Genomic DNA, 24517 nt, shown 5'->3' with positions numbered 1-24517 from the left:
AAATACTTCAATTTTTAGTCATAATATCGAGTAGAGTAAAAATTTTATATGAATAACGTAAGGAAAATGTAATGACAAATCAGCAAATCGATGGAATTGCAGATAAGAATTTTAACACACCTGAAGGTAGAAAAGTTTTTAAAAAGGCAGTTTTTTCTTGCTGGTTGGGAACTGCTATGGAATATGCAGATTTTGCACTTTATGGTTTAGCAGCTGCAACAATTTTTTCAGAAGTATTTTTTCCTGAGCAAACTCCAGTAATTGCACTTTTGCTTAGTTTTGTAACTTATGGCATAGGTTTTATTGCAAGACCTATTGGGGCTTTGTTTTTTGGTCATTTAGGTGATAAACACGGAAGAAAAAATGTTATGATGGCTACAATAGCTTTAATGGGAATTTCAACTACTCTGATAGGTTTTATCCCAAGTTATGCAGTGATTGGTGTTTGGGCGCCTATTTGTTTGGTTGCATTGCGTTTTATGCAGGGTTTTGGCGCAGGAGCTGAACTTTCAGGTGGAACAGTTATGCTAGGAGAATATGCTCCTAGCAAGAGAAGAGGGCTTGTTTCTTCTGTGATTGCTTTAGGATCAAATAGTGGAACTTTGCTTGCGTCTTTTGTATGGCTTTTGATGGTACAAATGGATGAAGCAAGTTTTAAAGAATGGGGCTGGAGAGTTCCTTTTATGGGAAGTATTTTAATCGCTCTTTTTGCTGTATATATTCGTTTTCATGTCAAAGAAACCCCTGTTTTTGAAAAGCAAAAAAATGAAATGATGAAATTGCGTCTTAAACGAAAAGCATATGAAAAAAGATGAAAGAAGTTTTTGGCAAAGAAGTCGTGCTTTTTGGACTATGGTGGGCTTAAGAATAGGCGAAAATGGACCTTCTTATCTTGCGCAAGGTTTTATTGTAGGTTATGTGACTAAAATTTTACTTTTAGACAAATCAGTAGCTACTACAGCGGTAATGATAGCTTCATTGGTAGGGTTTTTAGTTATTCCTTTGGCGGGTTATTTAAGTGATAAATTTGGAGATGTATTACTTATAGAATGTTTTGTTTGCTTTTAATGATTTATGCTTTTCCTGCTTTTATGCTTTTAGATAGTAAAAATGAAATTATTGTGATTTTAACTATTATTGTAGGTATGTCTTTAGCATCTTTAGGGATTTTTGGTGTGCAAGCGGCTTGGGGTGTGGAGCTTTTTGGGGTAAAAAACCGTTATACAAAAATGGCTTTTGCTAAGGAGCTAGGTTCTATTCTTTCAGGAGGAACAGCGCCTATGGTGGCTTCTGCTTTGCTTGCATATTATGGCGCTTGGTGGCCTATCGCGACATATTTTGTATTAACTGCAGGTATAGGTTTTGTGACTACATTTTTTGCGCCAGAAACTAGAGGTAGAGATTTAAATAAAATAGAAGATGCGATATGAGACTTATCTTAGACACGGACATAGGCAATGCTATTGCAGGAGCAAATACTGATGATGGTTTAGCACTTGCTTTGATTTTGTCATCTAAAGAAATCAAACTTGAAATGCTAAGCACAGTTTGCGGTAATGTTCCAAGCCTTGTTGCCTATAGTGTAGCTAAGGGTTTATTTAAACGTTTAAATTTAAATATCCCCGTTTATTTGGGAGCGAATGAAGCCCTAAAAGAACCAAGTAAAGCTTGGCGTCAAAGACTTGATGAAAGTGTTAAAAATTTTAAACTTGAATATCTTTGGGAAAATATAAAAAGTCCTGAAATTTTAGAAAATATAAATCCTGATGCGATTTTTAAAATGGGTGAGTTGGTGAGTAAAAATCCTAAAGAAATTTCTATTTGTGCGATAGGACCTTTGACAAATATCGCTATGACTATGAAAATTTTTAAAGATTTTGATATAAATCTTAAAGAGCTTTTTATTATGGGCGGCAGTTTTGATATGCCTTATTACACTAAAGATACAAATTTTGGTTTTGATCCTGAGGCGGCTAGTATAGTGCTAAATTCAAGAGCTAAAATTACACTCATACCTTATAATGCAACCATGCAGACTTTATTAACACACGAGGATTTAAAAGAGTTGCAAGGTAAGAATATTTTATGTGATTTTATCGTTGAAACTTTAGGTGTTTGGATTGATTATACCTCTAAAACACGTGGTACAAAGGGAACTTGGAAACATGATGCTTTAACGATAGCTTACGCATTAGATTCTAGTATTGCAGATTTTGATGAGTGTTATGCTGATGTTATTTGCGATAGTTCTTTGGCAAGAGGTATGAGTTGGCGTTGTTTTAAAGAACCAAAAATGAGTATGGGGGTGGATTTAAGCACTAAAAATTGTGTTAAAATTCTAAAAAATGTAGACAATGCAAAGCTTTTAAAACTTATAAAAGAGAGGTTTTTAAAAGGAGTTTGCTATGAAAATTATGAAAGCATAACGACTTAATTTTCCAAGTAAGATAAAAAATATAGTTTTTAAAAAAGAATATTTCGCAAAACCAAGTCCCAAGGCAAAAAGATCTCCTACTAAAGGTAAAAAAGTAAAAAAAGCAAATATACTTCCAAATTTAGCAAAATTAGCATTGAAATTTTCTAATTTTTTCAAGGATTTGCTAAAGTATTTTTCTAAAATTTTTTCTTTTCCAAAATACGCTAAAGCATAAGTACTTAAACTTCCTAAGGTATTACCCAAAGTGGCTACGATAAGTACCAAATTCGGAGTAAAATCAAGTTTTATAAAGCCTAAAACAAAGGCTTCACTTGCTAAGGGTAATAGTGTGCTTGAAAGAAAACACACCATGAAAAGCCCCAAATAGCTAATATCACTATATAAAAAATCAAACATTAAAACTCTTTTTTACGCATTAAAATAAACAAAATAAAAAGATGGATAGGAAATAAAAAAGATTTGATAATTTCAAAATACAAATTTAAAATTCCAAGATCTAATCTTAAAAAAATAGCACCTACAATGATAAAAATAAAATAAATTTTGAAAAGATGGCTTTGAAAAAATTTATCTAAAAGAAATATATAAATAAAAGAAAGAATAAAAGCTAAATAAATGAAAAATTGCCATAAGTTAGCGTTTTCTAGATGAAAATACATATCAATACAACAAACAAACATTATATAAATAAAACAAAAAGCCAAAGGAAATATCAATTTTTCTTTTCTAAAAATAAAAAAATAAAATAAATGTATAAAACAAAATAAAATTAGCAGTAAAAAAGTTAAAATAGAATTTAAAAAACGCAAATTTTCTCTTAGATGATAAAGCTTTTGATCGGCTAAATTTAGCATTTGAAGGTTTTGCGGTGGTAATTCATAAAGGCTATAATCAATGGTTAAATAGTGATTAAAAACAAAAACTAAGGTGATTTGACTTAGGCTTAAAAAGATAACAAATAAAATACTATAGTTAAATATTTTCTTTTTCATTGGATAAAAGCTTTAAATTTGGGATAAATTTGATATTTTGGTTTTTACTAAGTGCGAAAGCAAATAGGGCGTAATAAATGACAAACAATAAGCTTGTAAAGAAAAAAAATATAAACAAAGTTATGACTAAAGCAAGTGAAGGCTTGCTATGAATTAAAAAAAGCATAAATATAAAAACAATTATCAAAATCATACTTTTAAAAATAAAACATAAGAGAAAATAAATTTGATTTTCACATAAAGCTCTTAGTGTTTTAAAAAATATAAAAGTACAAAAAATGGCTACTATAAGACATAAAAAAGAAAAGCTATATAGAGCAATACGCGATATCTGACTGAGAGGATAAGAAGCACTCATAATAAGAATTAAGTTAAACAAAGCGATAAATTGAGTGCTTGCACCTATAAAAAAACTTATCAACAAAACTTTACTTTTACTTGTAAAATAAAGCTCTAAAATCATAATTAAATAAGAAATTAAAAAAAACACACAAAAAATTATAGTTAAAATGTTAGTGATAGAATCAAAATTATACAATTTTAAATCATAGATGAAATCAAGAACAATAGGTAAAAAATAAAAACAAATTGAAAGTAAAAAACTTACAAAAACTATCCAAGCAAGCTTTTTAGCACTTTTAAAATGATTTTGTCTTTGAATTTCAAACATTTGATGAAAGTTTAAATTTGACACTTTTCTTCTTTAAAATATTTCAATCTAGCTTTTTTAAAATTTTATACCTTTCAAAGGCATAAGCAAAACTCAAAAAATGCAAAGTAAGAAAAAGAAATAAAAGGCTTGATTTATAGACAAATATAAAAGATAAAAATGCCAAAAGCATGCACAAAAATGCAAATAAAAAAGACATTTTCACCTCTTTAAAAAGCAAAGCAAGGGTAAGTGAAAATAAAAAATAAAAAACGAAAAATAAAGCTAAAAGCCCTAAAAATAAAATTTTATTTTCCAAAAGAAAAAAAGATGCACCAAGGTTTATAATGGCAAGCAAAAAATAAATTAAAATCTTATTAGAAGAAAATAAAAAATGAATTCTGACCACCATAAAAATAAAAGCAAGAACTATGTAAATACAAGAAAAGAAGCATAAAAATATACCGCCAATATAAAGAATTTCGTTCCCAGCTTCATATGAACTTGTCACCCCTTCATAAGAAAAAAAGTAATAAAAATTATATAAAGCACAGAAAAATATATAAACACTTAATCTTTTAATCTTAAAAAATGCAATTTTTTGTTCGTGTGTCATTTCAACTCCTTGCGTTTTTAAGCTCTAGATCTAAATAATATCCTGTATAGGATTTTGTTTTCTTATGCTCTTTAGCGACTTTTTCCACGCTTCCTGTGCTTATAACTTTTCCACCTTTAACTCCGCCTTCAGGCCCCATATCGATGATATAATCAGCATTTTTAATCACATCTAAATTATGTTCTATCACAAAAACCGAATTTTTAAGATCAACCAAATGTTGTAAAACTAAGATGAGTTTATTGACATCTTCAAAATGCAGTCCTGTTGTAGGTTCATCAAGTATATAAAGCGTTTTTCCTGTATCGCTACGGCTTAGTTCTTTAGCAAGTTTGATTCTTTGTGCTTCACCTCCACTTAAGGTGGTGGCATTTTGTCCTAGAGTTAGATAATCTAAACCCACTTTTACTAGAGTATCTAATTTTTGTTTGATTTTAGGAACGGCTGTAAAAAATTCACTCGCTTCTAAAACACTCATATTTAAAATTTCACTGATGTTTTTGCCTTTATATTTGATTTCTAGCGTGGCATCATTGTAGCGTTTGCCCCCGCAAGTATCACAAACTACCATAACATCAGGTAAAAAATGCATTTCTATTTTGATTTCTCCATCTCCGCTACATTTCTCACATCTTCCACCCTTGACATTAAAAGAAAAGCGTCCGGCTTTATAACCACGCATTTTGGCTTCTTTAGTGGCAGCAAAAAGATTTCTGATTTCATCCATAGCACCTGTATAGGTGGCAGGATTTGAACGTGGTGTGCGCCCAATTGGGCTTTGATCAAGATAAATGACTTTATCAAGTTTTTCAAGTCCTTCTATTTGTACTCCGCCAAGTTTTTTAACTTTTTTCGCACGGTTTAATTCCTCTTGTGCAAAAGGAAGTAGGGTTTGAAGTATCAAAGAGCTTTTTCCAGAACCTGAAACTCCTGTTATAGCGACTAAATTTTGCAAAGGAAATTTTACGCTTAAATCTTGGATATTGTTGATATTTACATTTTTAAGCTCAAGCCATTCTTTCTGTGTTCTGTTTTGAAGTTGTGAAATTTGTTTTTTACCATTCATATAAAGTGCAGTTTCGCTTTTGCTTTTTAAAAGTTCTTTATAAGTTCCACTAAATACAACCTCACCCCCAAATTTTCCTGCTTTTGGACCAATATCTACAATAAAATCTGCTTCTTCTATGGTCATTTTATCATGCTCTACGACAATTAGGGTATTGCCCTTTTGTTGTAAATTTCTTAAAGTTTTAATCAGTTTTGCAGTATCTCTTTCATGAAGTCCTATGCTAGGCTCATCTAAGACATACATCACTCCGCTTAAACCACTGCCAATTTGTGAAGCTATGCGGATTCTTTGTGCTTCACCCCCACTAATCGTTCTTGCATCGCGCCCTAAAGAAAGATAACCTAGCCCCACATCATACAAGAAAAACAATCTTTCGTTGATTTCTTTTAGGATAGGTTTAGAAATAAGTTTTTGTTGCTCGCTTAAATAAGAAAAATTTTTCTCATCTGCAAAAAAGGCCGTGCTATCTTCTATGCTCATATCTAAAATTTCACCCAAGCCTTTTTTGGCTACTTTCACGGCTAAACTTTCGGGTTTTAAACGATGCCCACCGCAGTCTTTACAAATTTTTTCACTCATATATTCGGCTAAATCTTTTTCATCTTTTAGCATTTCATAAGCCATTTTAACCACGCCTTCAAAAGTGCGTTTTAGGCGATTTCTTTTCCAAAGAAATTCTATAGTTTTGGCATTACCATACAATACAAGACGTTTTTGTACTTCGTTTAATTGCATAAAAGGTATTTTGATAGGAATTTCATTTTGTTCGCAAAAGGCGATTAGGAATTTATAATAATAACTTTTATTAAAACCATACATGATTTTAACAGCACCGTTTTCGAGACTTAAATTTTCATCGACGATTTTTTTCATATCTAAAGTATAACGAATTCCAAGTCCATCGCAAGCTTCACATGCTCCTTTTGGAGAATTAAAAGAAAAGCTTAAAGGTTCAAGTGGAACAAAAGAAATTTTACAATCAAAACAAGCTGAATGCTCGCTAAAATGATAGTGTTTATTAAGGTTTATTTCCTCATGATTTAAAACTTCTATTTCTATTTCTCCAAAGCTTTCCTGTAAACCTTTTTCTATATCGCTTGCAAGACGAGAAAGTAAATCTTCTTGAATTTCAAGTCTATCTATGACAAGTTTAATGGTGTGTTTTTTGGTTTTGGCTAGTTCAATTTCTTCATCCAGTCTTACTAAAACTCCATCAATTTGAGCTCTTACATAACCTTTATTGCGTAAATTTTCAAGCAAATCTGCATAAGTTCCTTTTTTTTCTCGTATGAGTGGGGCGTAGATGATGATTTTTGCACCTTTTGGAAATTTTAAAATTTCACTGACTATATCACTTACACTCATAGATGAAATTTTTTGTCCGCATTGATGACAATGTTGAATGCCAACTCTTGCGTATAAAAGTCTTAGATAATCATAAATTTCAGTGATGGTTCCTACAGTAGAGCGTGGATTTTTAGAAGTAGTTTTTTGATCTATGGCAATGGCTGGAGTTAAACCTTCGATTTTATCGACATCAGGTTTGCCTACCTTATCTAAAAATTGTCTGGCGTAAGCACTTAAACTTTCTATATAACGGCGTTGTCCTTCAGCATAAAGAGTTCCAAAAGCAAGGGTTGATTTTCCACTTCCACTCAGTCCTGTAAAAACAATGAGTTTGTTTTTGGGAATTTCAAGGTGGATATTTTTTAGGTTATTTTCTCTTGCGCCAATGATTTTTATGGTATCGTTCATAGTCTTTCCTAAACATTAAATAAATTTAAGATTTTAGCATAATAATATTAAAAGAACTTGGATAAATCCAAATTAAAAATTTATAAGATTTAGCTTATTAAGTAAAGAGTGGGTGGTTCCAAGTATTGATAAGGCATATACGCAAAGTAAAATTTTTCTATGAGCTGAAATATGCATTTTTTCTATGATTTTAATTCCTATAAAAACTCCAACCATAGAAGCTATACCTACTAGTATTCCTTTATGAATAACTTCAGAGTCTATAACTCCAGAATTTGAAAAAGATATAATACCAGAGACTGAAGCAAAAATAACAAAAAACAAGGATAAGGAAACAACTTTTTTGCTATCATAGCCTAAAAAATAAGCTAAAATCGGAGCAATTAAAAGTCCGCCACCAATTCCCAAAGAAATAGCAAAAATACCAGTAAAAGCTCCAGCAATAAATAAAATGACATTCTTTACCCAAACGCTTCTTTGATTTTGCACAATGTTTTCTTTAATTCCAAAAGCATATTTGATAAAAAATATACAACTTACCGCCAAAAATACGCTAGTAAGAGCTACATCACTTAAAGCTTTTAAAAGCATTCCGCTAAAGCTTGCCCCTATGAGCCCTCCAAAACCTATCATAATACCATCTTTAAGATTTAGATTTTTTTTCTTATAATTAATATAAGAGCCAAAAACTGCTGCAAAAATCATTTGTAATACTGAAATTCCGATAGCATGGTGAGCACTTGCTCCAAGTGCGAACATAGAAGGAACGATAATCATACCTCCACCAATGCCAAAAAGTCCAGAAGCAATACCTGAAATGATTCCTATGATTAGATAAGGTAAATCTGTGATTTCCATAGCTTTTCCTAAAAAATACTAAATATTTCAAATACGGAATAATTTTATCTTATTAAGCTAAGTATTATCTTAGTTTTTTATAACAATAGAATATTTTTTTGATAACTTTAAGCATCGTAAAAATGTTTCAAAATATTATAAAATATAAAGATTTTATAATATTTATTTTGAATTTAAAGCAAAATTTATATTTATTGATTAAAATTAATTAAGACTTTAAAAATTTTCATAAAAGTCTTAATTTTTGAAATATTTTATAAGAAAGGTAAAAGATGAGTGAAAATGATTTTTTTAGTAATTCTTTGATTTTAAAACTTACACACACTCTTCGCTCTTGGCGTTTCTAAACTTCTTTTTATCTAAATTTTTTCTTTAATATTATTTTAATTTATTTTTTTTAAAAAAAGGTTTATTATGTTTGTTAAAAATGTAAATTTTTATTATAGACAAATCCTTGAAAAATTTGAAAATTCTTATTTTGCAGAGGATTTGACCAAGGTAATTATAGGGATTGATTGTGATTATTTAGATGCTAATGAATTATCCTTTAGTGAGTTTAAGGCAAAATATTATGAAGCTTTAAGCAAGAATAAAATTTGCGACTTTGCTGGATTTTTTGGAGTTTTTAGTGCAAATTTTGTATCTTTGTTTGAAAAAATTCCACTTTCTTCTAAGAAAAATTATGATTTTCCTTTATTTTTATTTGCCAATGCTAAAGCTTATTTGATTTATGAGAAAAATAGTAAGATGTTTTTTAAATTTGGCGCTTCAAAATATTTTGAATATTTAAAAGATGATATTGAGCCAATAAAAACAAAGCAAAAAAATGCTTTTGAAATTTTAAACTCTTTAGAAGATGAAGAAAATGATTTTTTAAAAATGTGCGAAAAAGCCAAAGAATATCTTTTAAGTGGAGATATTTTTCAAGTGGTCTTAAGTAAGCAACTTTGCATCAAGCATCAAGTAAATGTTTTTGACTATTATGAGAGTTTAAGTACTTTAAATCCAAGCGCTTATATGTTTTATTTTCCAAGTAAATATGGTGTTGTTTTGGGTTCTTCTCCAGAGTTTTTATTAAAAATTAAAAAAAGAGAGATTTATTTAGCCCCTATTGCTGGAACTAGAAATTTGGAAAATAACGGCGATCTTTTGGCTTTAGAAAAAGATCTTTTAAGTGATGAAAAAGAACTTAGTGAACATAAGATGCTTGTAGATTTAGCAAGAAATGATGCTTCTAAATTTGGCACTCAAACAAGAGTGGAAAATCTTTTTTCTATTATTAAAAATAAATTTGTAATGCACATAGTGAGTGAAGTGTATGCCAATATGAAAGAAGATGCGAGTATTTTCGATGTGATTGAAGCAGTTTTTCCAGCGGGAACTTTAAGCGGAGCTCCTAAAATAAGAGCTTTAGAGATCGTTAGTGAGCTTGAAGATTGCGATCGTGGAGTTTATGGTGGTGCGGTAGGATTTTTAAATTTCAATGAAGATATAACTTTAGCGATTTTAATCCGTTGCGCTTTTTTTACTCAAGATAAGGCTTATTTGGCAAGTGGAGCAGGTATTGTTTTGCAAAGTGAGAGTCAAAAAGAATATGCAGAAATTTGTGCTAAACGCAAGGCACTTTTGGTAGCTTTTGAAAATTTAAAAAAGGAAAATCAATGATACTTTTAATTGATAATTATGATTCTTTTGTTTTTAATGTTAAAAGCATGTTGGAGCAACTCAGCAATGATGAAATTTTAGTAAGAAGAAATGATGAAATTTCTCTGAGTGAAATTAAAAATTTAAATCCTACTCATATTATTTTAAGTCCTGGTCCAAAGCATCCAAGTCAAAGTGGGATTTGTCTTGAAATTTTTAAAGCAAGGCTTAATATCCCTGTTTTGGGCATTTGTTTAGGACATCAAGCTTTAGCTTTAGCTTTTGATTCTTTAGTGGTTAAAATGCAAGAGCCTATGCATGCAAAAAATTCTTTGATAAAACAATGCAAGGAAAATGAATTATTTTCTAATTTGCCTTCAAATTTTAGTGTAATGCGTTATCATTCTTTAGAGGTTAAACAGCTTAGTGATGAGCTTGAAATTTTAGCCCTTGATGAAAAGGGTGTGATTATGGCTTTGGGGCATAAAAATTTACCTTATTATGGTGTGCAATTTCACCCTGAAAGCTATTTTAGTGAATATGGCTTACAACTTTTTTCTAATTTTTTAAAACAAGATATAAAAAAACCACAAAAACAAGAAAATCCTTTAAGTTTTTATTTGCAAAAAATGAGTGAAAATCATTTTTTACAAAGCGATGATTTTGAGCAAATTTGTAAGATTGTTATGTCTAAAGATTATGAAATTTTGCAAGTGGCGGCTTTGTTGATTTTAATCACTGAAAAGTCCTTAAATGAAAAATCTTTAAGTGCTTTTGTAAGACAAATTTTAAGATATTCTCAAACTTTTAGCGATGAGAGTGAGATGATTGATATTTGTGGAACAGGTGGAGATGGTTTTAAAAGTATCAATGTTTCTACGACTAGTGCTTTTATTTTAGCAGCTTTAGGAGTAAAAGTAGCTAAACACGGAAATCGCGCCATTTCAAGTTCTAGTGGAAGTACAGATGTGTTAGAAGCTTTAAATATAGTTACTCCAAATACTTTAGAATCAGCTTTAAAACAACTAAACAATCAAGGGCTTAGTTTTTTGCATGCTCCATTTTTTCATCCTTTGGTAGGAGAACTTAAAGAGGTCAGATCAAGACTTGGAGTAAGAACGGTTTTTAATGTTTTAGGTCCTTTATTGCACCCTAATTTAAAGTTAAAATATCAACTTATGGGAAATTATCACGCACCTGTGCATAGGCTTTTGATAGAGGTTTTAAAAAATTTAGGACGCAAAAAAGCTTTAGTGGTAAGAGGAAATGATGGTATGGATGAGCTTAGTATTTGTGATGAAAGTAAAATTTATGAGCTTTGTGAAGGAGAAATTTTAGAGTATTCTATCTGTCCTGAACAATTTGGTTTTAAAAGAGCTTTTCATAGTGAAATCATAGGATCTAGTGCATATGACAACGCTAAAGATTTAAAAGATATTTTAAGCGGTAGAATGCAAGGGGCAAAATTTGATTTAGTAGTTTTAAATGCTATGTTTGCACTTTATACAGCCAATAAAGCAAGTTCGCCTTTAGTGGCTAAAGATATGATTTTAGAAGCCATTTATTCAGGTAAGGTTATAGAATATTTCAAGGAGTATCAAGCTTATGCTAAAGCTTAAAATTTGTGGTATTAAAGATGAAAAAAATGCCAAAGATTTAGCTTTTTTAAATATTGATTTTTTTGGACTTATTTTTGCTAAAAGTCCAAGAAGAGTGAGTTTAGAACAAGCAAGAAATTTAAGTGCAATTTTTCATGAAAAAGATAAAAAAGTTGTCGGTGTTTTTGTAGATGAAAATTTGGAGCAAATTTTAAGATGTATTAAAGAAGCTAAGCTTGATGGGATACAAATTTATCGCACTATTACCAAAGAAGAATTTGAAATTTTAAAGGTGCAAAATGTTTTTGTTTGGCAGGTGATTAGTGTGGAAAATAGTTTAGATTTAAAAAGTGAAATTTTTGCTAATTTAGTACTTTTTGATGCTAAGGGAATTTTAAAGGGCGGTAATGGAATAAGTTTTGATTGGACTTTATTAGGTTCTTATACTAAAGATTTTATATTAGCCGGAGGCATAGGTTTGGATAATGTTCATAAGGCTGTAAAAACGGGAGCTAAAATTTTAGATCTTAATTCAAAACTTGAAGATGAAAAAGGCTTAAAAGATATCAACAAAATAAAACAAATTTTAAAGGAGTTGAAAAAATGAAAAAAGCGTATTATGGGGATTTTGGTGGGCAGTTTTTGCCTGAAAGTGCAATGTTTGCTTTAAATGAGCTAGAAGGTGCTTTTTTGAAATTTTCCAAAGATAAACTCTTTAAAAAAGAATTAAACAATCTTTTAAAAACTTATGTAGGGCGTCCTACTCCACTTTATTTTGCTAGAAATTTAAGCAAAAAATATCAGCATGAAATTTATTTAAAACGCGAGGATTTAAATCATACTGGAGCACATAAAATCAATAATGCCATCGCTCAAGCCCTTTTAGCAAAAAAAATGGGAAAGAAAAAAATCATAGCAGAAACAGGAGCAGGTCAACACGGGCTTGCAACAGCCACTGCAGCAGCACTTTTAGGACTTGAATGTGAAATTTACATGGGAGCAACTGATGTACAAAGACAGGCTTTAAATGTTTATAAAATGGAGCTTTTGGGTGCTAAAATTCATGCAGTACAAGGTGGGCTTAAAACTCTAAAAGAAGCTACTACTGCGGCTATTCAAGCTTGGGTTGGAGATATTAAAAATATTTTTTATGTGGTTGGAAGTGCAGTAGGTCCTTATCCTTATCCTAAAATGGTAACGCATTTTCAAAGCATTATAGGAAAAGAATGCAAAATGCAACTTCAAAAACTCAATAAACAAGTAGATTATATTATCGCAGCTGTTGGGGGTGGAAGCAATGCAGCAGGAATATTTTATGATTTTATCAAAGATGAAAATGTTAAACTTATAGGTATTGAAGCAGGGGGGCTTGGCATTGATACGCCTTATCATGCAGCGACTTTAAATAAGGGGAAAACCGGCATTATTCACGGTATGAAAACCAAGGTTTTACAAGATGATTTAGGCAATATCTTACCTGTACATAGTGTTTCTGCAGGGCTTGATTATCCAGGAATTGGCCCTTTGCATGCTTTTTTATTTGAAAGCAAAAGAGCGCAATATCATGCTATAAGTGATGAAGAATGTATACAAGCTTTAAAATTACTTTGTAAAGAAGAAGGTATTATTGCAGCGATTGAAAGTTCTCATGCTTTAGCATTTTTAGAAAAACTTTGTCCAACTTTAAAAAAGAAAAGCGTGATAGTAGTAAATCTTTCAGGCAGGGGAGATAAAGATATGCAAATGATTAGAGATTATAAAAAAGGGGTGATTTATGGTTGATTTTAGAAAATTTTATAAAGAAAATGCAAATGTGGCTTATACGGTTTTAGGTTATCCAAATCTTCAAACAAGTGAAGCTTTTTTGAAAAGATTAGATCAAAGCCCTATTGATATTTTAGAACTTGGTGTTGCTTATAGTGATCCTATTGCCGATGGTGAGATTATTGCAGATGCGGCAAAAATAGCTCTTGATGAAGGCGCGGATATTCATAATGTTTTTGAGCTTTTAGCTAGGGTAAAAACTAAAAAAGCTTTGGTTTTTATGGTTTATTATAATTTAATTTTTTCTTATGGTTTGGAAAAATTTGTGAAAGAAGCAAAATCTTTAGGGATTCGTGCTTTGATTGTACCTGAATTAAGTTTTGAAGAAAGTGGTGATTTAGTTAAAGAGTGTGAAAGATATAATATAGTTTTAATTACACTTGTAAGTGTTACAACCCCTAAAGAAAGGGTTAAAAAGTTAGTAAAACATGCTAAGGGCTTTATTTATTTATTAGCAAGTATAGGTATTACAGGTACAAAAAGTGTCGAAGAAGCAATCTTGCAAGATAAAGTAAAAGAAATCAGATCTTTTACGAATTTGCCTATTTTTGTAGGTTTTGGTATTCAAAATAATCAAGATGTAAAAAGAATGAGAAAAGTTGCTGATGGAGTGATTGTGGGAACTAGCATAGTAAAGTGTTTTAAAAAAGGAAATTTGGATATAATAATGAAAGATATTGAAGAAATTTTCAAAAAATAAAATTTTAAAACATATTTTTATTTTATATTTACTATAATTTTAAATTAAGTTTTTTATAAAGGTGGTAGCTATGTTAAAGATTCTTGAGTATTCCATCACTCATTTTTGCGAGCATATCTTAAGACTTCGCATTGAAGCAGCTCAAGATATAAGTGGTGAACTTTATGGAGCGAGTATTCCTATCATGGGGAAAAGCGAAGGAGAATGTAATTTTTATTTATTTTTTCCAAAAGAATTTTTAAAAAAAATTGCAGAAATTTTAATTAATGATGAAAAATTTAAAGAAGATGACTGGTGCGATTTAACTAAAGAATGTACCAATCAGATTATAGGTTATGCTAAAAATTTGTTAAATGATGCTAAGGGTGATGACGAGTATAAACTCGGAATTCCGGAATATTTAGGAAAAGTTGATTTTTCTGAAATAGTTCTAGATGAAGCTTTAACTTATAAATTTGAAAATTGTTATTTTAGAATAGGATATTGTAAATAATGAGCGATGATATAGAGTTTAACATTCATCATGGGCTTTTACAATCTTATGAAGATATCTTAGATATTACAGTAGATTTTGTAAGCGAGCTTGGAACTACAAATATGAGTGTAGCGGAGCTTTTAAAACTTGAAGTAGGCTCGGTTATTGATCTTGAAAAGCCTGCTGGAGAAAGCGTTGAGCTTTATATCAATAAAAGAATTTTTGGCAAAGGCGAGGTTATGGTTTATGAAAAAAATCTCGCTATAAGAATTAATGAAATTTTGGATTCTAAGACTGTGCTTCAATACTTTAAAAAAGAAATTTAAATGAGATTGCTAGTATTATTTTTTTTAATTTTACCTTTATATAGTGTTGAGTTGATTAGTTATAATATCTACGATAGAAATGACCGAGTGGATTTAATGCTTTCTTTTGATAATGCTTATAATGGCAAGATTTCTCAAAAAAAAGAAAAAAATTTAACTCTTTTAACTTTTAGTGATTTAACGTATTCTAAAGATGAATTAAAAGAACTTAACTCTCAACTTGTAGATAAAATTAGTATTAGTTCTAAAAATAATAATACCTATATTATGCTACAAAACAAACAAAATATTAATTTAGAACTTAGCTCTATCAATGATAAATTTGGAGTAAGGATACGAGCTATAGAGCAAGGGAAAGCAAATATCGAATCTGTAGTATCACCTACAACTACTGCGAATAATTCTCAAGAATTAATGCCTAAACCAAAAAGTACAAGTTTAGAAGGGTATGATTATACAAATTATATCTTAGTAATGCTGATTTTAGTTATTTTGTTAATAGTGCTTTGGTGGTTTAAAAAGACTATGGTTTATAAAAATAACAATGTTTCTAGAGATTTTACCATGATTTTCCAAAGATTTTTAGATAAAAATAATCAACTTGTTGTTTTTGATCACGCTAATAAACGTTATACAATGATAATAGGTAATTCCAATGTGCTTTTAGAAAGTGTTGAAATTCCAGAGGAACAAACAATAAAACATACAGAAAAAACAGAGAAAAATTTTGATTCTTTTTTTGAAGAGAATAAAAAAAGAATTCAAAATCTTATAGAGCAGCGTCAAAAAGGTAAAAAATCTTAAATTTTTTGATTGATTGCTAATGCTATGGTAGCTGGTTTTGCAATTTTTTTGAGCTCATCTTTGGGTAAATTAAGAATTTTGTTTTCTTGATATATATAAAGAGTATTGTTTGTAAAAGCAAAATCAATCTTATCTGCATTTGTGCTTAAAGTTTTAGCTAGGCACAAAATAAAATTAAGCCATGAAATGGTATGAATATTGGGTAAAAGTTGTTTATAGGGTTCAAGATTATAAGGGTTAACTTTTTTTCCATTAAGCTTAATAATGCTAGCAATTAAAGCTTTTTCTTTATGTGAAAATCCATAATTTAATCCACCTAGTACAAAATGAGCAGAGTGTTCATTAGCAAAATAGAAATTTAAATATTCTCCAATATGGCATAATTTAGCAGCATTTAGTAAAGTATGCTTATAGTTATCGTTAAGTTTATGAAGATTTTTAAGGGTTGTAAAAATTTGCAGAGCAAAATGTGGAGTTTTATTTTTTTGTTTTGATTGTAAAAATTTATCTTGTAAACATTTTAAACTAGGATTAAAATTTGGTGGAAAAGTGATTTTAGGACGAAGTAAATCTTGCAAATAAACTCCTTCTCTGATTCCAACCCCACTCGTGATAACTTGTTTGGCTTTTATTTTTTCCGCAATCTTTAAAAAAATAAATATACCCTCTTTAATGGTATCAAAACGATCCTTTTTTATGCCAAAATTGATTAAAGAGTCTAAGTTTGAATTAAAAATTTTTAAAATATGCCCTTTTTCTTCATCTAGCATATAGCGAAAATCATGTAAATTTTTCAGTGGATAAGAATTTTTTTGCATGATGGAATTAGATATTGCTCTTAAGCTTCCACCTATTGCAATAAGGTTTTGATTACAAAATTCTTTAGGAATTTGTTCTAAAATTGGTTTTACAAATTCTTCTAAAGAATCCATTTTTCCAGTATCATAGAACAATTCTTTTAGCCTAACAGTGCCAATATCAAGAGATATGCAAGAAATAATTCTATTATTTTTTATTAAACATAATTCACTAGAACCACCACCTATGTCTAAAGTGGTTCCATCCTTAAAAGGACTTAATAAATTTAAAGCCGCAAGACCACCTAAGTAACTTTCGCTTTTTCCATCTATACAGCGTATATTTAAAGACAGATTATCTTTGATTCTTTTAATGAAATTTTTTGAATTTGGGGCATCTCTTAAGGCTGATGTGCCTACTATAAATATTTTTTTGCACTTATGCTTTAAAGCGCATTGTTTAAAAAAAGCTAAGGCATCTTCGGCTCTTTGCATGGCTTCTTCTTGGAGAATTTTGCCATTATTATAAGCATTTTCTCCAAGTCTTACTTTGCGTTTGTATTCGCAAGTTGTATAAAAACCATATCTAGAAGTTTTTTCAAAAATCACCATTCTAATGGAGTTTGAGCCAAGATCAACAACGGCTGTTTTTTTTGCCATTAAAATTCTCTATCTCTATGTTTGAGTTTTAATTCTTCTATAGTTTCTACATTATCAGGATCAGGAATGATACATTCATATGGGCAAGCAACAATACAGGCAGGCTCTGAAAAATCATTAACGCACTCTGAACAAAGATCAGGGTCTATTACATAAATTGGACTATTTTCATAAATAGCTTCATCGGGACATTCTTCTCTGCAAGCATCACAACATACGCAGTCTTTTGTAATTAAAAGAGACATCATAACCTTTCAAAAATTTAAAAAATAATTTTAGTTTATACAATAACCAAACTTAAATAAAATATAAAAATAGAAATAAAGATAAATTTTTTGCACCGAAGGTGCAAAATTGTTAAGATTTTTTAGGGAAGCAGAAACGGTATCCTCTACGACGAACTGTTTCTATGGTAGATATATTTAATGGTTTATCCATTTTTTGACGAATTTGATTGATAGCTACTTCTATAACATTTGGAGTTACTAGCTCGGGTTCTTCCCATATGGCATCTAAAAGTTGTTCTTTGGATACAATTTGATCTGAATGTCTTGCTAAGTGCGTTAAAACTTCAAAAGGTTTTCCTTTAAGTTCTATATCTTGACCTTTATAAGTAATTTTTTCCTCATCTGGATCAATAACTAAGTCTTCAATTTTAATAACATTGGTTCCACCAAGTCTCAGTCTTGCTTCAATTCTTGCGAGTAGAATATCAAAATCTAAAGGTTTTTTAACAAAATCATCAGCTCCAGATTTCAAAGCTTTGATTTCTGTTTCTTTGTCTGTTTTTGAAGACATAATCATAACTGAAGTTCTTGGGGATTTATGTTTAATGGTATTGACAAGTTCTGCTCCATCTCCATCAGGTAAAGTCCAGTTTGCTAAAACTAAATCATAATGTCTAATGCCGATAAAGTATTCTCCATCTTTAAAATTTTCAGAAGAATCGGTTTGATAACCAAATTCATTAAGATTGTCTATAATTGTTTTATTTAGGCTAATCTCATCTTCTATAACTAAAATTCTCATTTGTTCTATCCTTATATAAGAAAAATTTAAAGAATTATATCATAGCTTAAGTAAATGTTTAGATATCTTTAAAAAAAAATTAATATTTTTTTTTCAATTTAACCCCAACTGTAGCATTTTTTATTATATGGGGTTTGAAAATTTTTATGTTAAGATTGGTTAAATTAGGAAAATCTTTTTTTAAATTTAAGCTTACAAAGTCTAAAGACTCTTCAAGGGTGTAAAATTCTTCTTTTTTATACCATTTTTTAATTTTAGTAATTACCTCTGCATAATTTAAAAATTCATTTGCTTTAGCTTTAAGCTTGATAATAACTTTTTGTTTTTTCCTTCTTTCGAAATCTAATATACCGATGATACACTTAAAGTGAAATTTTATTTTTATATGACTTTGCATTCTTCTTTAAAGATCAATCTTTTAATATTAGGTAGATGTTTATATACTATAATAAAAGCGATAATGAAAACGGGTGCATGTGTATGAATTTCCAAGTCATAATTAAATATAAAAGAACTTACAACAAAAGCAAGTAATGCTGCTAAAGAAGCTAACGAAGATATTTTAAAAATTTTTCCTATAACTACCCATACAATAAATGCTGTAAGCACCTCCAATGGAAGCAAAACTATCATAGCACCTGCTCCTGTTGCTATGCCTTTCCCTCCTTCAAATAACAAGTAAATTGAAAAACAGTGTCCAAAAATAGCCAAAACTGCCACGCTCCAAAGCAAAGCTTGATCATAATGAAGAAATTTCAAGGTTAATAAAGGAATAGCTGCTTTTGCAAAATCTAAAATTATTGTAGCAATGGCAAGTTTTTTTGCTAGTTTGGGATTTTTTTCTTTTACTACTCTTAAAACATTGGTTGCTCCTATACTTTTTGAACCTTCTTTTTTGATATCAGTTTTAGCAAAAAATTTAGCTAGAATCAGTCCAAAAGGGATTGAACTTAAAAGATATATAAAAGCGTAAATTATTAAATTTTCCATAATATCCTTTTCAAATCATCTTAAAATTTTAAGATTTATAACCAAAAATTATATCTTATGAAAATAAATAAACAAAAAAATAATTTTTAAGATAAAAATAGTATTAATTAATTGTAAATATTTTTTAATAATATTTATCTTTATTTAAGCTCTAAATGATTATTATTTTATTTTAATTTATCTTTAATAGGAGTTTATAAATGAAAGTAAAAGCATTGCTAATCGCATCCTTAGTTGCTTTTTCAAGCTTAAATGCTGCAAGTCTTATAGATGAAGCTAAAAATTCAGGTCTTGTTGCCTTGCCAAAAGATCAAAAAGGTGTTGATGAAATTTTAAAACAAAATGGAGTAAAGGCTAGTGAATTTACTCTTGAAAAAGCAGAGCTTGGCAAAAAGCTTTATTTTGAACCACGCCTTTCAAAAAGTGGTATCATTTCTTGTAATACCTGTCACAATGTAGGACTTGGTGGAACAGATGGGGTTAGTACTGCAATAGGTCATAAATGGACAGCAAATCCCCATCATTTAAATTCACCAACAGTTTATAATGCGGTTTTAAATAATACTCAATTTTGGGATGGTCGTGCAGGAACATTAGCCGATCAAGCTAAAGGTCCAATCCAAGCTGATCCTGAAATGGCAACTCCTGCTAAACTTGCAGTAGAAAAAATTTCATCTTTGCCTGAATATGTGAGTGAGTTTAAAAAAATCTATGGTAAAAGCGGTGTAAATTTTGACAATATTGCTGATGCAATTGCAAATTTTGAAAGAACTTTGATCACTCCATCTCGTTTTGATAAATTTTTAGAAGGTGATGAAAAAGCTTTAACAAAAGAAGAACAAAAAGGCTTAAAGCTTTTTATAGATAAAGGTTGTGTAGCTTGTCATAATGGCGTGAATTTAGGTGGCAATATGCAAGCGTTTGAAGTTGCTGGTAAATATAAATTTGCAAATTTAGGCGATTTTAAAGGTGATGCAAATGGTATGGTAAAAACTCCAACTTTAAGAAATGTTGCTGAAACTGCTCCATATTTTCATAATGGCGCTATTTGGAATCTAAAAGATGCTATTAAGGAAATGGGTAGTGTGCAACTTGGCATTAAAATTTCTGATAAAGAAGCAAAAAGTATTGAAACTTTCTTAAAATCTTTAACAGGAACAAAACCAGCAATTGTTTATCCACAACTTCCTGTTTCTACTGAAAAAACTCCTAAACCTGAACTATAAGGTTCCAAACAAGCTCTATTTTTAGAGCTTGTTTAAATTTCTTTATCTTAGCTTTGTTATAATTGTCTTTAAATTTTGCTAGAAAGGTTTGCAATGAAACTTTTTGGAACTGATGGAGTTCGTGGAAAAGCAGGTGAATTTTTAGATAGTTTTTTGGCTATGCGTTTAGCAATGGCTGCGGGTATTTATTTTAAAGATAAAAGTATTACTAATAATATCTTAGTAGGAAAAGATACAAGAAGAAGTGGCTATATGATAGAAAATGCTATTGTTTCAGGGCTTACTTCTATAGGATATAATGTTATACAAATTGGTCCTATGCCAACTCCTGCGATTGCATTCTTAACTGAAGATATGCGTTGTGACGCAGGGATTATGATTTCAGCTTCTCACAATCCTTATTATGATAACGGTATTAAATTTTTTGATGCTCATGGAAATAAACTCAGTGAAGATATAGAGAAAAAAATAGAAGAAATTTATTTTGATGATAAGCTTATACAAGCCTCTAAGGTAGATATGGAAAAAATTGGTCAAGCAAAAAGAATTGATGATGTTATAGGAAGATATATTGTTTCTATTAAAAATTCTTTTCCAAAAGATCTTACTTTAAAGTCTTTGCGTGTTGTTTTAGATGTGGCTCATGGGGCAGCTTATAAGGTAGCACCTACTGTTTTTAAGGAATTAGGTGCTGAAGTTATAGTAATGAGTGATAAACCTAATGGACTTAATATCAATGAAAATTGTGGAGCTTTACATCCTGTAAACTTAGCTGCTGAGGTAAAGCGTTTGCGTGCAGATGTGGGCTTTGCTTTTGATGGTGATGCAGATCGTTTGGTGGTTGTAGATGAAAAAGGCGAAGTGGCTAATGGGGATAGTTTATTGGGCGTATTGGCACTTTATCTTAAAGAACAAGGTAAATTACAATCAAGTGTTGTGGCTACTATAATGAGTAATGGTGCTTTAAAAGAGTTTTTAAATAAACATGGTATAGAACTTGATACTTGTAATGTTGGCGATAAATATGTGCTTGAAAAACTAAAAGCCAATGGTGGAAATTTTGGTGGAGAACAAAGTGGGCATATTATTTTTAGCGATTATGCAAAAACTGGAGATGGTTTGATAGCTGCCTTGCAATTTAGTGCTTTAATGCTTTCTAAGAAAAAATCTGCAAGTTCTATTTTGGGTCAAGTTAAACCTTATCCTCAGCTTTTAACCAATCTTAAAATTGCAGAAAAAAAAGATTTAGATAAAATTAAAGGTTTAAAAGAATTAAAAAAAGATTTAGAAAATAAAAATATTAATACCTTATTTCGCTATTCTGGAACAGAAAATTTGATAAGACTTTTACTAGAAGCCAGAGATATTAAGCTCTTAGAAAAAGAAATGAAAAATGTTGTGGAGTTTTTTAAGAAAGCTTTAAATGGCTAAAACTTTTAAATTTATTTTTTATTTTTGGGGTGCCTTTGTTTTGGTTTTTGCCCTTGATCAATGGGTAAAATCCTTAACTTTAGCAGGATTTAGATGGCAGAGTGAATACTTAGATTTAACTTATGCTCTAAATACAGGCGTAGCTTTTTCAATGTTGAGTTTTTTAGAACATAATTTAAAATATTTACATCTTGCTTTAATTGGCGTGCTTTTTATTTATCTTTTTTGGCAAAGAACACTTTTAAAAACTCATAGCATAGCTTTTGGAATGATGCTTGGTGCCGGCGTTTCAAATTTATTGGATCGTTTTATACATGGAGGTGTAGTGGATATGTTTTTTTGGCATAAATGGTTTAATTTTGCTATTTTTAATGTTGCAGATGTCATGATAAATATAAGTGTGGCTTTGATTTTAATACAAGAAATATTTAAAAAAAGGAAAAAAGATGACAGAATGGATTAATGATTATTATTTTTGGATTAAATGGGTGCATTATTTGGCATTTGTTTCTTGGATGGCGGGTCTTTTTTATTTACCTCGTCTTTTTGTGTATCATGCTGAACATAAAGACAATAAAGGTTTTGTCAAGGTTGTAAAAATTCAAGAAAGAAAGCTTTATTATTATATACAAACTCCTGCAATGATTGTGACTTTAATCACAGGAAGTTTAATGTTGCATGCTCATAAGGAAGTTTTAATGGTAGGTGCGGGTTTTATGCATGTTAAACTTACCTGTGTTACACTTTTGATTATTTTTCATATACATAATTATTATTGTTTAAAAGCTTTAGCAAATGATACTTCTACTAAAAGTGGAAAATATTTTAGAATTTATAATGAATTTCCAACTATAATGTTTATTATCATCGCTTTAATGATGGTTGTTCGTCCCTTTTAGTTTGTCTCCGCTTTAAATTCCATACTAGCGGAGTTAAGCGGATCAATATTTTCTTTCATGATATCGATATAATCTTTATTTTTAAGACGCTTATCATCTCTAAATACTGCGCGCACAAGATCCATTCCTGTGTAAAAATCTTTCATTAAAACCACAAAAAGATATTGACCAAATTCAGTTGCGATTAAAGCATTTTGATCTTTTATGATGGCACCACTTGTTTTAAGTCCTAAAAGTTCTATGAAAAGTTCTTTTTCGAGATTGCAATTTAGAGTTTTATTAAATTTATCAATTTCTATTTTCCCTGAAAAAATTTCAGTTAAAAAGACATATTTGATAATTTCTTTTTTATCAAAACAAGCTTTGGCTATATTAGCATTTTGTTTTTCTTGTATAAATTTAGCATAATCATTTAGATTAAATGCATTGATTAAAAGCTCCCCATCTAAAAAGCTAAAAGCCCCGCTGCCTACTCCTAGGTATTCATGATGAGAACTGACATATTCGTCATTAAGCTTGTTTTTTTCTAAAGAAAAACTCCAACCATTGTTTTGGGTATAGTCTTTAAAAAATTCTCGTATGATTTGATAATAAGCAAATTCATTATCTTTAATGCTCACTCCTAGACTTTTAGCGATGTTATCTTTGGTAAGATTTGATTTCATTAAAGGATAGGTTGTGATTTGTTGCGGGGCTAAATTTTTAGCAATTTCTAAGTCATTTAAAAGTTGTTTTTCGTTTTGTCCTGGAAGATTGAAAATAAGATCTATACTAAAAATAGGTAAAATTCCTAAAGCTTTTGAAATTTTTTCTTGAAGTTCTTTAGATGAACCAAATTTATTATATCTTGCCACTTTTTTCAAAGTTTCATCATCAAAACTTTGAATTCCGCAACTTAAACGATCAATTATACCTTTAAACATAGAAAGCTTATTTGGATCAATATGATTTGGATCGCTTTCGCATGAAATTTCTTTTATATTAAATAACTTTTTACAAAGTTCTAAGGTTTTTAATAATTCCTCTTCATCAATCAGTGTTGTACCACCACCCACATACATGGAGGTAAAATCAAAACCTTTATTTTTCATGATTTTAATTTCTTCTCTAAGATTTTGAAAATATACTTTGGCTAAATTTTCATCATAATAATATTTATGAAAGCTACAATAAGGACAAAAAGTATGGCAAAAAGGTACATGGGCATAAAGCATATAGTTTTTGTCTTGTTTTGGAATTTTTTCTTCGGGTTGTTTTAAAAGTTCGACATTGAAACCTTTTTGGAGGGATTTTTCCATCATAGTATGAGAGTATTTTAAAGCTAAATTTTGAAATAAATTCATAAGTGGCCTATATATTAAAATATTTAAGATATAACTTTATCAATTTTTAGCTAAAATAGGAGTAAATTTTTTATTTCTTAAATAAAAAATGGGATTAAGTTTTTAAATTATTTAAAAAGGATATAAAATGGATAAAGCCAAAATTGTTCAAAATTTAAATGCTTTGTTTAAACAAAGAGCAGAGTTTTACTCTTATTTTGATGAAAATATTGCCAAAATCAATGATACTGAAGTATTTGATTTTAAGAATGCTAAAAATTTAAATCCAGAAGAGGTATATAAGCAATTTTATCATTTTGATTATGCTATAAGAAAATTATTGCCTGCTATTTACAAGGTTTATGAAATTACAGATGCAGATTTAGATAAAGATTTTTAATTTATTTAGAGAATAG

Annotated in this window: 27 protein-coding genes and 1 pseudogene; 16 read left to right on the top strand and 12 right to left on the bottom strand. The window is 29.8% G+C overall.

Features of this window, described 5'->3' with window-relative positions; translation table 11 throughout:
• The first annotated feature begins 71 nt into the window (after positions 1–71).
• Both BGS40_RS04810 and BGS40_RS04805 read left to right on the top strand, forming a co-directional pair.
• Positions 72–1430, top strand: a pseudogene (locus BGS40_RS04810) (MFS transporter).
• Positions 1427–2434, top strand: a complete 1008-nt coding sequence (locus BGS40_RS04805) for a nucleoside hydrolase (RefSeq protein WP_096738452.1) — start codon at positions 1427–1429, stop codon at positions 2432–2434. Before BGS40_RS04810 ends, BGS40_RS04805 begins: the two are co-directional and overlap by 4 nt.
• On the opposite strand, the gene BGS40_RS04800 is transcribed toward BGS40_RS04805, so the two are convergent.
• The 6 genes from BGS40_RS04800 to BGS40_RS04775 form a co-directional block, all read right to left on the bottom strand.
• Entirely contained in the window at positions 2390–2833 is a 444-nt protein-coding gene (locus BGS40_RS04800; protein WP_096738451.1) for a YqaA family protein, read from the bottom strand. The two genes, BGS40_RS04805 and BGS40_RS04800, sit on opposite strands and share 45 nt — an antisense overlap.
• Entirely contained in the window at positions 2833–3429 is a 597-nt protein-coding gene (locus tag BGS40_RS04795) for a hypothetical protein (RefSeq protein WP_002860300.1), read from the bottom strand. The genes BGS40_RS04800 and BGS40_RS04795 overlap by 1 nt, the downstream gene beginning before the upstream one ends.
• Entirely contained in the window at positions 3410–4123 is a 714-nt protein-coding gene (locus BGS40_RS04790) for a hypothetical protein (RefSeq protein WP_096738450.1), read from the bottom strand. Before BGS40_RS04790 ends, BGS40_RS04795 begins: the two co-directional genes overlap by 20 nt.
• Positions 4124–4142: 19 nt before the next feature.
• Positions 4143–4694 carry a hypothetical protein gene (locus BGS40_RS04785; protein ID WP_002870756.1) on the bottom strand — a complete coding sequence of 184 codons (552 nt, stop codon included), beginning with the start codon at positions 4692–4694 and terminating at the stop codon, positions 4143–4145.
• Between the two features lies 1 nt (position 4695).
• Positions 4696–7518 carry an excinuclease ABC subunit UvrA gene (uvrA, locus tag BGS40_RS04780; protein ID WP_096738449.1) on the bottom strand — a complete coding sequence of 941 codons (2823 nt, stop codon included), beginning with the start codon at positions 7516–7518 and terminating at the stop codon, positions 4696–4698.
• A 72-nt stretch (positions 7519–7590) separates the two neighbouring features.
• Entirely contained in the window at positions 7591–8376 is a 786-nt protein-coding gene (locus BGS40_RS04775; RefSeq protein ID WP_002854334.1) for a sulfite exporter TauE/SafE family protein, read from the bottom strand.
• 122 nt (positions 8377–8498) lie between these two features.
• Here BGS40_RS04775 and BGS40_RS04770 point away from each other — a divergent pair, with 122 nt between their 5' ends.
• The 9 genes from BGS40_RS04770 to BGS40_RS04730 all read left to right on the top strand — a co-directional run bounded on the left by BGS40_RS04770 (position 8499) and on the right by BGS40_RS04730 (position 15747).
• Positions 8499–8588 carry a hypothetical protein gene (locus tag BGS40_RS04770; protein ID WP_042635777.1) on the top strand — a complete coding sequence of 30 codons (90 nt, stop codon included), beginning with the start codon at positions 8499–8501 and terminating at the stop codon, positions 8586–8588.
• 202 nt (positions 8589–8790) lie between these two features.
• Positions 8791–10041 carry an anthranilate synthase component I family protein gene (locus BGS40_RS04765; protein WP_052782128.1) on the top strand — a complete coding sequence of 417 codons (1251 nt, stop codon included), beginning with the start codon at positions 8791–8793 and terminating at the stop codon, positions 10039–10041.
• Entirely contained in the window at positions 10038–11639 is a 1602-nt protein-coding gene (trpD, locus tag BGS40_RS04760) for an anthranilate phosphoribosyltransferase (protein ID WP_087695890.1), read from the top strand. Before BGS40_RS04765 ends, trpD begins: the two co-directional genes overlap by 4 nt.
• Positions 11626–12225 carry a phosphoribosylanthranilate isomerase gene (locus BGS40_RS04755; protein WP_002858740.1) on the top strand — a complete coding sequence of 200 codons (600 nt, stop codon included), beginning with the start codon at positions 11626–11628 and terminating at the stop codon, positions 12223–12225. The genes trpD and BGS40_RS04755 overlap by 14 nt, the downstream gene beginning before the upstream one ends.
• Positions 12222–13400: a tryptophan synthase subunit beta gene (gene trpB, locus BGS40_RS04750; RefSeq protein WP_002892839.1), complete on the top strand. Its 1179-nt coding sequence runs from the start codon at positions 12222–12224 to the stop codon at positions 13398–13400. Before BGS40_RS04755 ends, trpB begins: the two co-directional genes overlap by 4 nt.
• Positions 13393–14142: a tryptophan synthase subunit alpha gene (trpA, locus tag BGS40_RS04745; RefSeq protein WP_096738448.1), complete on the top strand. Its 750-nt coding sequence runs from the start codon at positions 13393–13395 to the stop codon at positions 14140–14142. Before trpB ends, trpA begins: the two co-directional genes overlap by 8 nt.
• 70 nt (positions 14143–14212) lie before the next feature.
• Positions 14213–14635: a chemotaxis protein CheX gene (locus BGS40_RS04740; protein WP_002892835.1), complete on the top strand. Its 423-nt coding sequence runs from the start codon at positions 14213–14215 to the stop codon at positions 14633–14635.
• Positions 14635–14943: a flagellar motor switch protein FliN gene (gene fliN, locus BGS40_RS04735; protein WP_002824739.1), complete on the top strand. Its 309-nt coding sequence runs from the start codon at positions 14635–14637 to the stop codon at positions 14941–14943. Before BGS40_RS04740 ends, fliN begins: the two co-directional genes overlap by 1 nt.
• Positions 14944–15747: a hypothetical protein gene (locus BGS40_RS04730; protein ID WP_087695887.1), complete on the top strand. Its 804-nt coding sequence runs from the start codon at positions 14944–14946 to the stop codon at positions 15745–15747.
• Here the strand turns inward: BGS40_RS04730 and BGS40_RS04725 are convergent.
• The 5 genes from BGS40_RS04725 to plsY all read right to left on the bottom strand — a co-directional run bounded on the left by BGS40_RS04725 (position 15744) and on the right by plsY (position 19223).
• Positions 15744–17204 carry a Ppx/GppA phosphatase family protein gene (locus tag BGS40_RS04725; RefSeq protein ID WP_052793945.1) on the bottom strand — a complete coding sequence of 487 codons (1461 nt, stop codon included), beginning with the start codon at positions 17202–17204 and terminating at the stop codon, positions 15744–15746. The genes BGS40_RS04730 and BGS40_RS04725 overlap by 4 nt on opposite strands.
• Entirely contained in the window at positions 17204–17449 is a 246-nt protein-coding gene (locus BGS40_RS04720) for a YfhL family 4Fe-4S dicluster ferredoxin (protein ID WP_002854647.1), read from the bottom strand. Before BGS40_RS04720 ends, BGS40_RS04725 begins: the two co-directional genes overlap by 1 nt.
• A gap of 112 nt (positions 17450–17561) precedes the next feature.
• Positions 17562–18233, bottom strand: coding sequence for a homeostatic response regulator transcription factor HsrA (gene hsrA / locus BGS40_RS04715; protein WP_002872433.1), 672 nt, complete (start codon positions 18231–18233; stop codon positions 17562–17564).
• Positions 18234–18312: 79 nt separating this feature from the next.
• Complete coding sequence (locus BGS40_RS04710; protein ID WP_052782136.1) at positions 18313–18630, bottom strand: dihydroneopterin aldolase; 318 nt, start codon at positions 18628–18630, stop codon at positions 18313–18315.
• Positions 18615–19223 (bottom strand): glycerol-3-phosphate 1-O-acyltransferase PlsY, encoded by a 609-nt coding sequence (plsY, locus tag BGS40_RS04705; protein ID WP_052782137.1) that lies wholly within the window; start codon positions 19221–19223, stop codon positions 18615–18617. Before plsY ends, BGS40_RS04710 begins: the two co-directional genes overlap by 16 nt.
• Positions 19224–19423: 200 nt before the next feature.
• Between plsY and BGS40_RS04700 the strand changes: the two genes are divergently transcribed.
• From BGS40_RS04700 to hemJ, 4 genes are all read left to right on the top strand, one after another.
• On the top strand, positions 19424–20449 hold the full coding sequence (locus BGS40_RS04700; RefSeq protein ID WP_096738447.1) for a cytochrome-c peroxidase: 1026 nt from the start codon (positions 19424–19426) through the stop codon (positions 20447–20449).
• A gap of 93 nt (positions 20450–20542) precedes the next feature.
• Positions 20543–21880, top strand: coding sequence for a phosphoglucosamine mutase (gene glmM / locus BGS40_RS04695; RefSeq protein ID WP_044261050.1), 1338 nt, complete (start codon positions 20543–20545; stop codon positions 21878–21880).
• Positions 21873–22343, top strand: a complete 471-nt coding sequence (lspA, locus tag BGS40_RS04690; protein ID WP_002858678.1) for a signal peptidase II — start codon at positions 21873–21875, stop codon at positions 22341–22343. Before glmM ends, lspA begins: the two co-directional genes overlap by 8 nt.
• A complete protein-coding gene (hemJ, locus tag BGS40_RS04685; protein WP_044261049.1) occupies positions 22327–22779 on the top strand; it encodes a protoporphyrinogen oxidase HemJ in 453 nt (150 codons plus the stop codon). Before lspA ends, hemJ begins: the two co-directional genes overlap by 17 nt.
• Here hemJ and BGS40_RS04680 read toward each other — a convergent pair.
• Entirely contained in the window at positions 22776–24122 is a 1347-nt protein-coding gene (locus BGS40_RS04680) for a coproporphyrinogen III oxidase family protein (RefSeq protein WP_087692100.1), read from the bottom strand. The genes hemJ and BGS40_RS04680 overlap by 4 nt on opposite strands.
• A gap of 127 nt (positions 24123–24249) precedes the next feature.
• Between BGS40_RS04680 and cmeU the strand changes: the two genes are divergently transcribed.
• Entirely contained in the window at positions 24250–24501 is a 252-nt protein-coding gene (gene cmeU, locus BGS40_RS04675) for a CmeU family protein (protein WP_044261046.1), read from the top strand.
• Positions 24502–24517: the final 16 nt, after the last annotated feature.

The sequence above is a fragment of the Campylobacter sp. 107 genome (assembly GCF_002383835.1).
Lineage (GTDB): Bacteria > Campylobacterota > Campylobacteria > Campylobacterales > Campylobacteraceae > Campylobacter_D > Campylobacter_D jejuni.
Note: the sequence above shows the minus strand (reverse complement) of the source record. Positions and strands in the feature narration are given on the sequence as shown.

Excerpts from the sequence above, each read along its gene's own strand:
- trpB (WP_002892839.1), top strand. The coding sequence starts at position 12,222 with ATGAAAAAAGCGTATTATGGGGATTTTGGTGGGCAGTTTTTGCCTGAA.
- glmM (WP_044261050.1), top strand. The coding sequence starts at position 20,543 with ATGAAACTTTTTGGAACTGATGGAGTTCGTGGAAAAGCAGGTGAATTT.
- BGS40_RS04775 (WP_002854334.1), bottom strand. The coding sequence starts at position 8,376 with ATGGAAATCACAGATTTACCTTATCTAATCATAGGAATCATTTCAGGT.
- BGS40_RS04680 (WP_087692100.1), bottom strand. The coding sequence starts at position 24,122 with ATGAATTTATTTCAAAATTTAGCTTTAAAATACTCTCATACTATGATG.
- BGS40_RS04700 (WP_096738447.1), top strand. The coding sequence starts at position 19,424 with ATGAAAGTAAAAGCATTGCTAATCGCATCCTTAGTTGCTTTTTCAAGC.
- BGS40_RS04800 (WP_096738451.1), bottom strand. The coding sequence starts at position 2,833 with ATGTTTGATTTTTTATATAGTGATATTAGCTATTTGGGGCTTTTCATG.
- hemJ (WP_044261049.1), top strand. The coding sequence starts at position 22,327 with ATGACAGAATGGATTAATGATTATTATTTTTGGATTAAATGGGTGCAT.
- BGS40_RS04765 (WP_052782128.1), top strand. The coding sequence starts at position 8,791 with ATGTTTGTTAAAAATGTAAATTTTTATTATAGACAAATCCTTGAAAAA.
- BGS40_RS04710 (WP_052782136.1), bottom strand. The coding sequence starts at position 18,630 with ATGCAAAGTCATATAAAAATAAAATTTCACTTTAAGTGTATCATCGGT.
- BGS40_RS04730 (WP_087695887.1), top strand. The coding sequence starts at position 14,944 with ATGAGATTGCTAGTATTATTTTTTTTAATTTTACCTTTATATAGTGTT.
- trpD (WP_087695890.1), top strand. The coding sequence starts at position 10,038 with ATGATACTTTTAATTGATAATTATGATTCTTTTGTTTTTAATGTTAAA.
- BGS40_RS04720 (WP_002854647.1), bottom strand. The coding sequence starts at position 17,449 with ATGTCTCTTTTAATTACAAAAGACTGCGTATGTTGTGATGCTTGCAGA.
- fliN (WP_002824739.1), top strand. The coding sequence starts at position 14,635 with ATGAGCGATGATATAGAGTTTAACATTCATCATGGGCTTTTACAATCT.
- BGS40_RS04770 (WP_042635777.1), top strand. The coding sequence starts at position 8,499 with ATGTTTCAAAATATTATAAAATATAAAGATTTTATAATATTTATTTTG.
- BGS40_RS04755 (WP_002858740.1), top strand. The coding sequence starts at position 11,626 with ATGCTAAAGCTTAAAATTTGTGGTATTAAAGATGAAAAAAATGCCAAA.
- cmeU (WP_044261046.1), top strand. The coding sequence starts at position 24,250 with ATGGATAAAGCCAAAATTGTTCAAAATTTAAATGCTTTGTTTAAACAA.
- hsrA (WP_002872433.1), bottom strand. The coding sequence starts at position 18,233 with ATGAGAATTTTAGTTATAGAAGATGAGATTAGCCTAAATAAAACAATT.
- lspA (WP_002858678.1), top strand. The coding sequence starts at position 21,873 with ATGGCTAAAACTTTTAAATTTATTTTTTATTTTTGGGGTGCCTTTGTT.
- uvrA (WP_096738449.1), bottom strand. The coding sequence starts at position 7,518 with ATGAACGATACCATAAAAATCATTGGCGCAAGAGAAAATAACCTAAAA.
- BGS40_RS04785 (WP_002870756.1), bottom strand. The coding sequence starts at position 4,694 with ATGACACACGAACAAAAAATTGCATTTTTTAAGATTAAAAGATTAAGT.
- plsY (WP_052782137.1), bottom strand. The coding sequence starts at position 19,223 with ATGGAAAATTTAATAATTTACGCTTTTATATATCTTTTAAGTTCAATC.
- trpA (WP_096738448.1), top strand. The coding sequence starts at position 13,393 with ATGGTTGATTTTAGAAAATTTTATAAAGAAAATGCAAATGTGGCTTAT.
- BGS40_RS04725 (WP_052793945.1), bottom strand. The coding sequence starts at position 17,204 with ATGGCAAAAAAAACAGCCGTTGTTGATCTTGGCTCAAACTCCATTAGA.
- BGS40_RS04795 (WP_002860300.1), bottom strand. The coding sequence starts at position 3,429 with ATGAAAAAGAAAATATTTAACTATAGTATTTTATTTGTTATCTTTTTA.
- BGS40_RS04805 (WP_096738452.1), top strand. The coding sequence starts at position 1,427 with ATGAGACTTATCTTAGACACGGACATAGGCAATGCTATTGCAGGAGCA.
- BGS40_RS04740 (WP_002892835.1), top strand. The coding sequence starts at position 14,213 with ATGTTAAAGATTCTTGAGTATTCCATCACTCATTTTTGCGAGCATATC.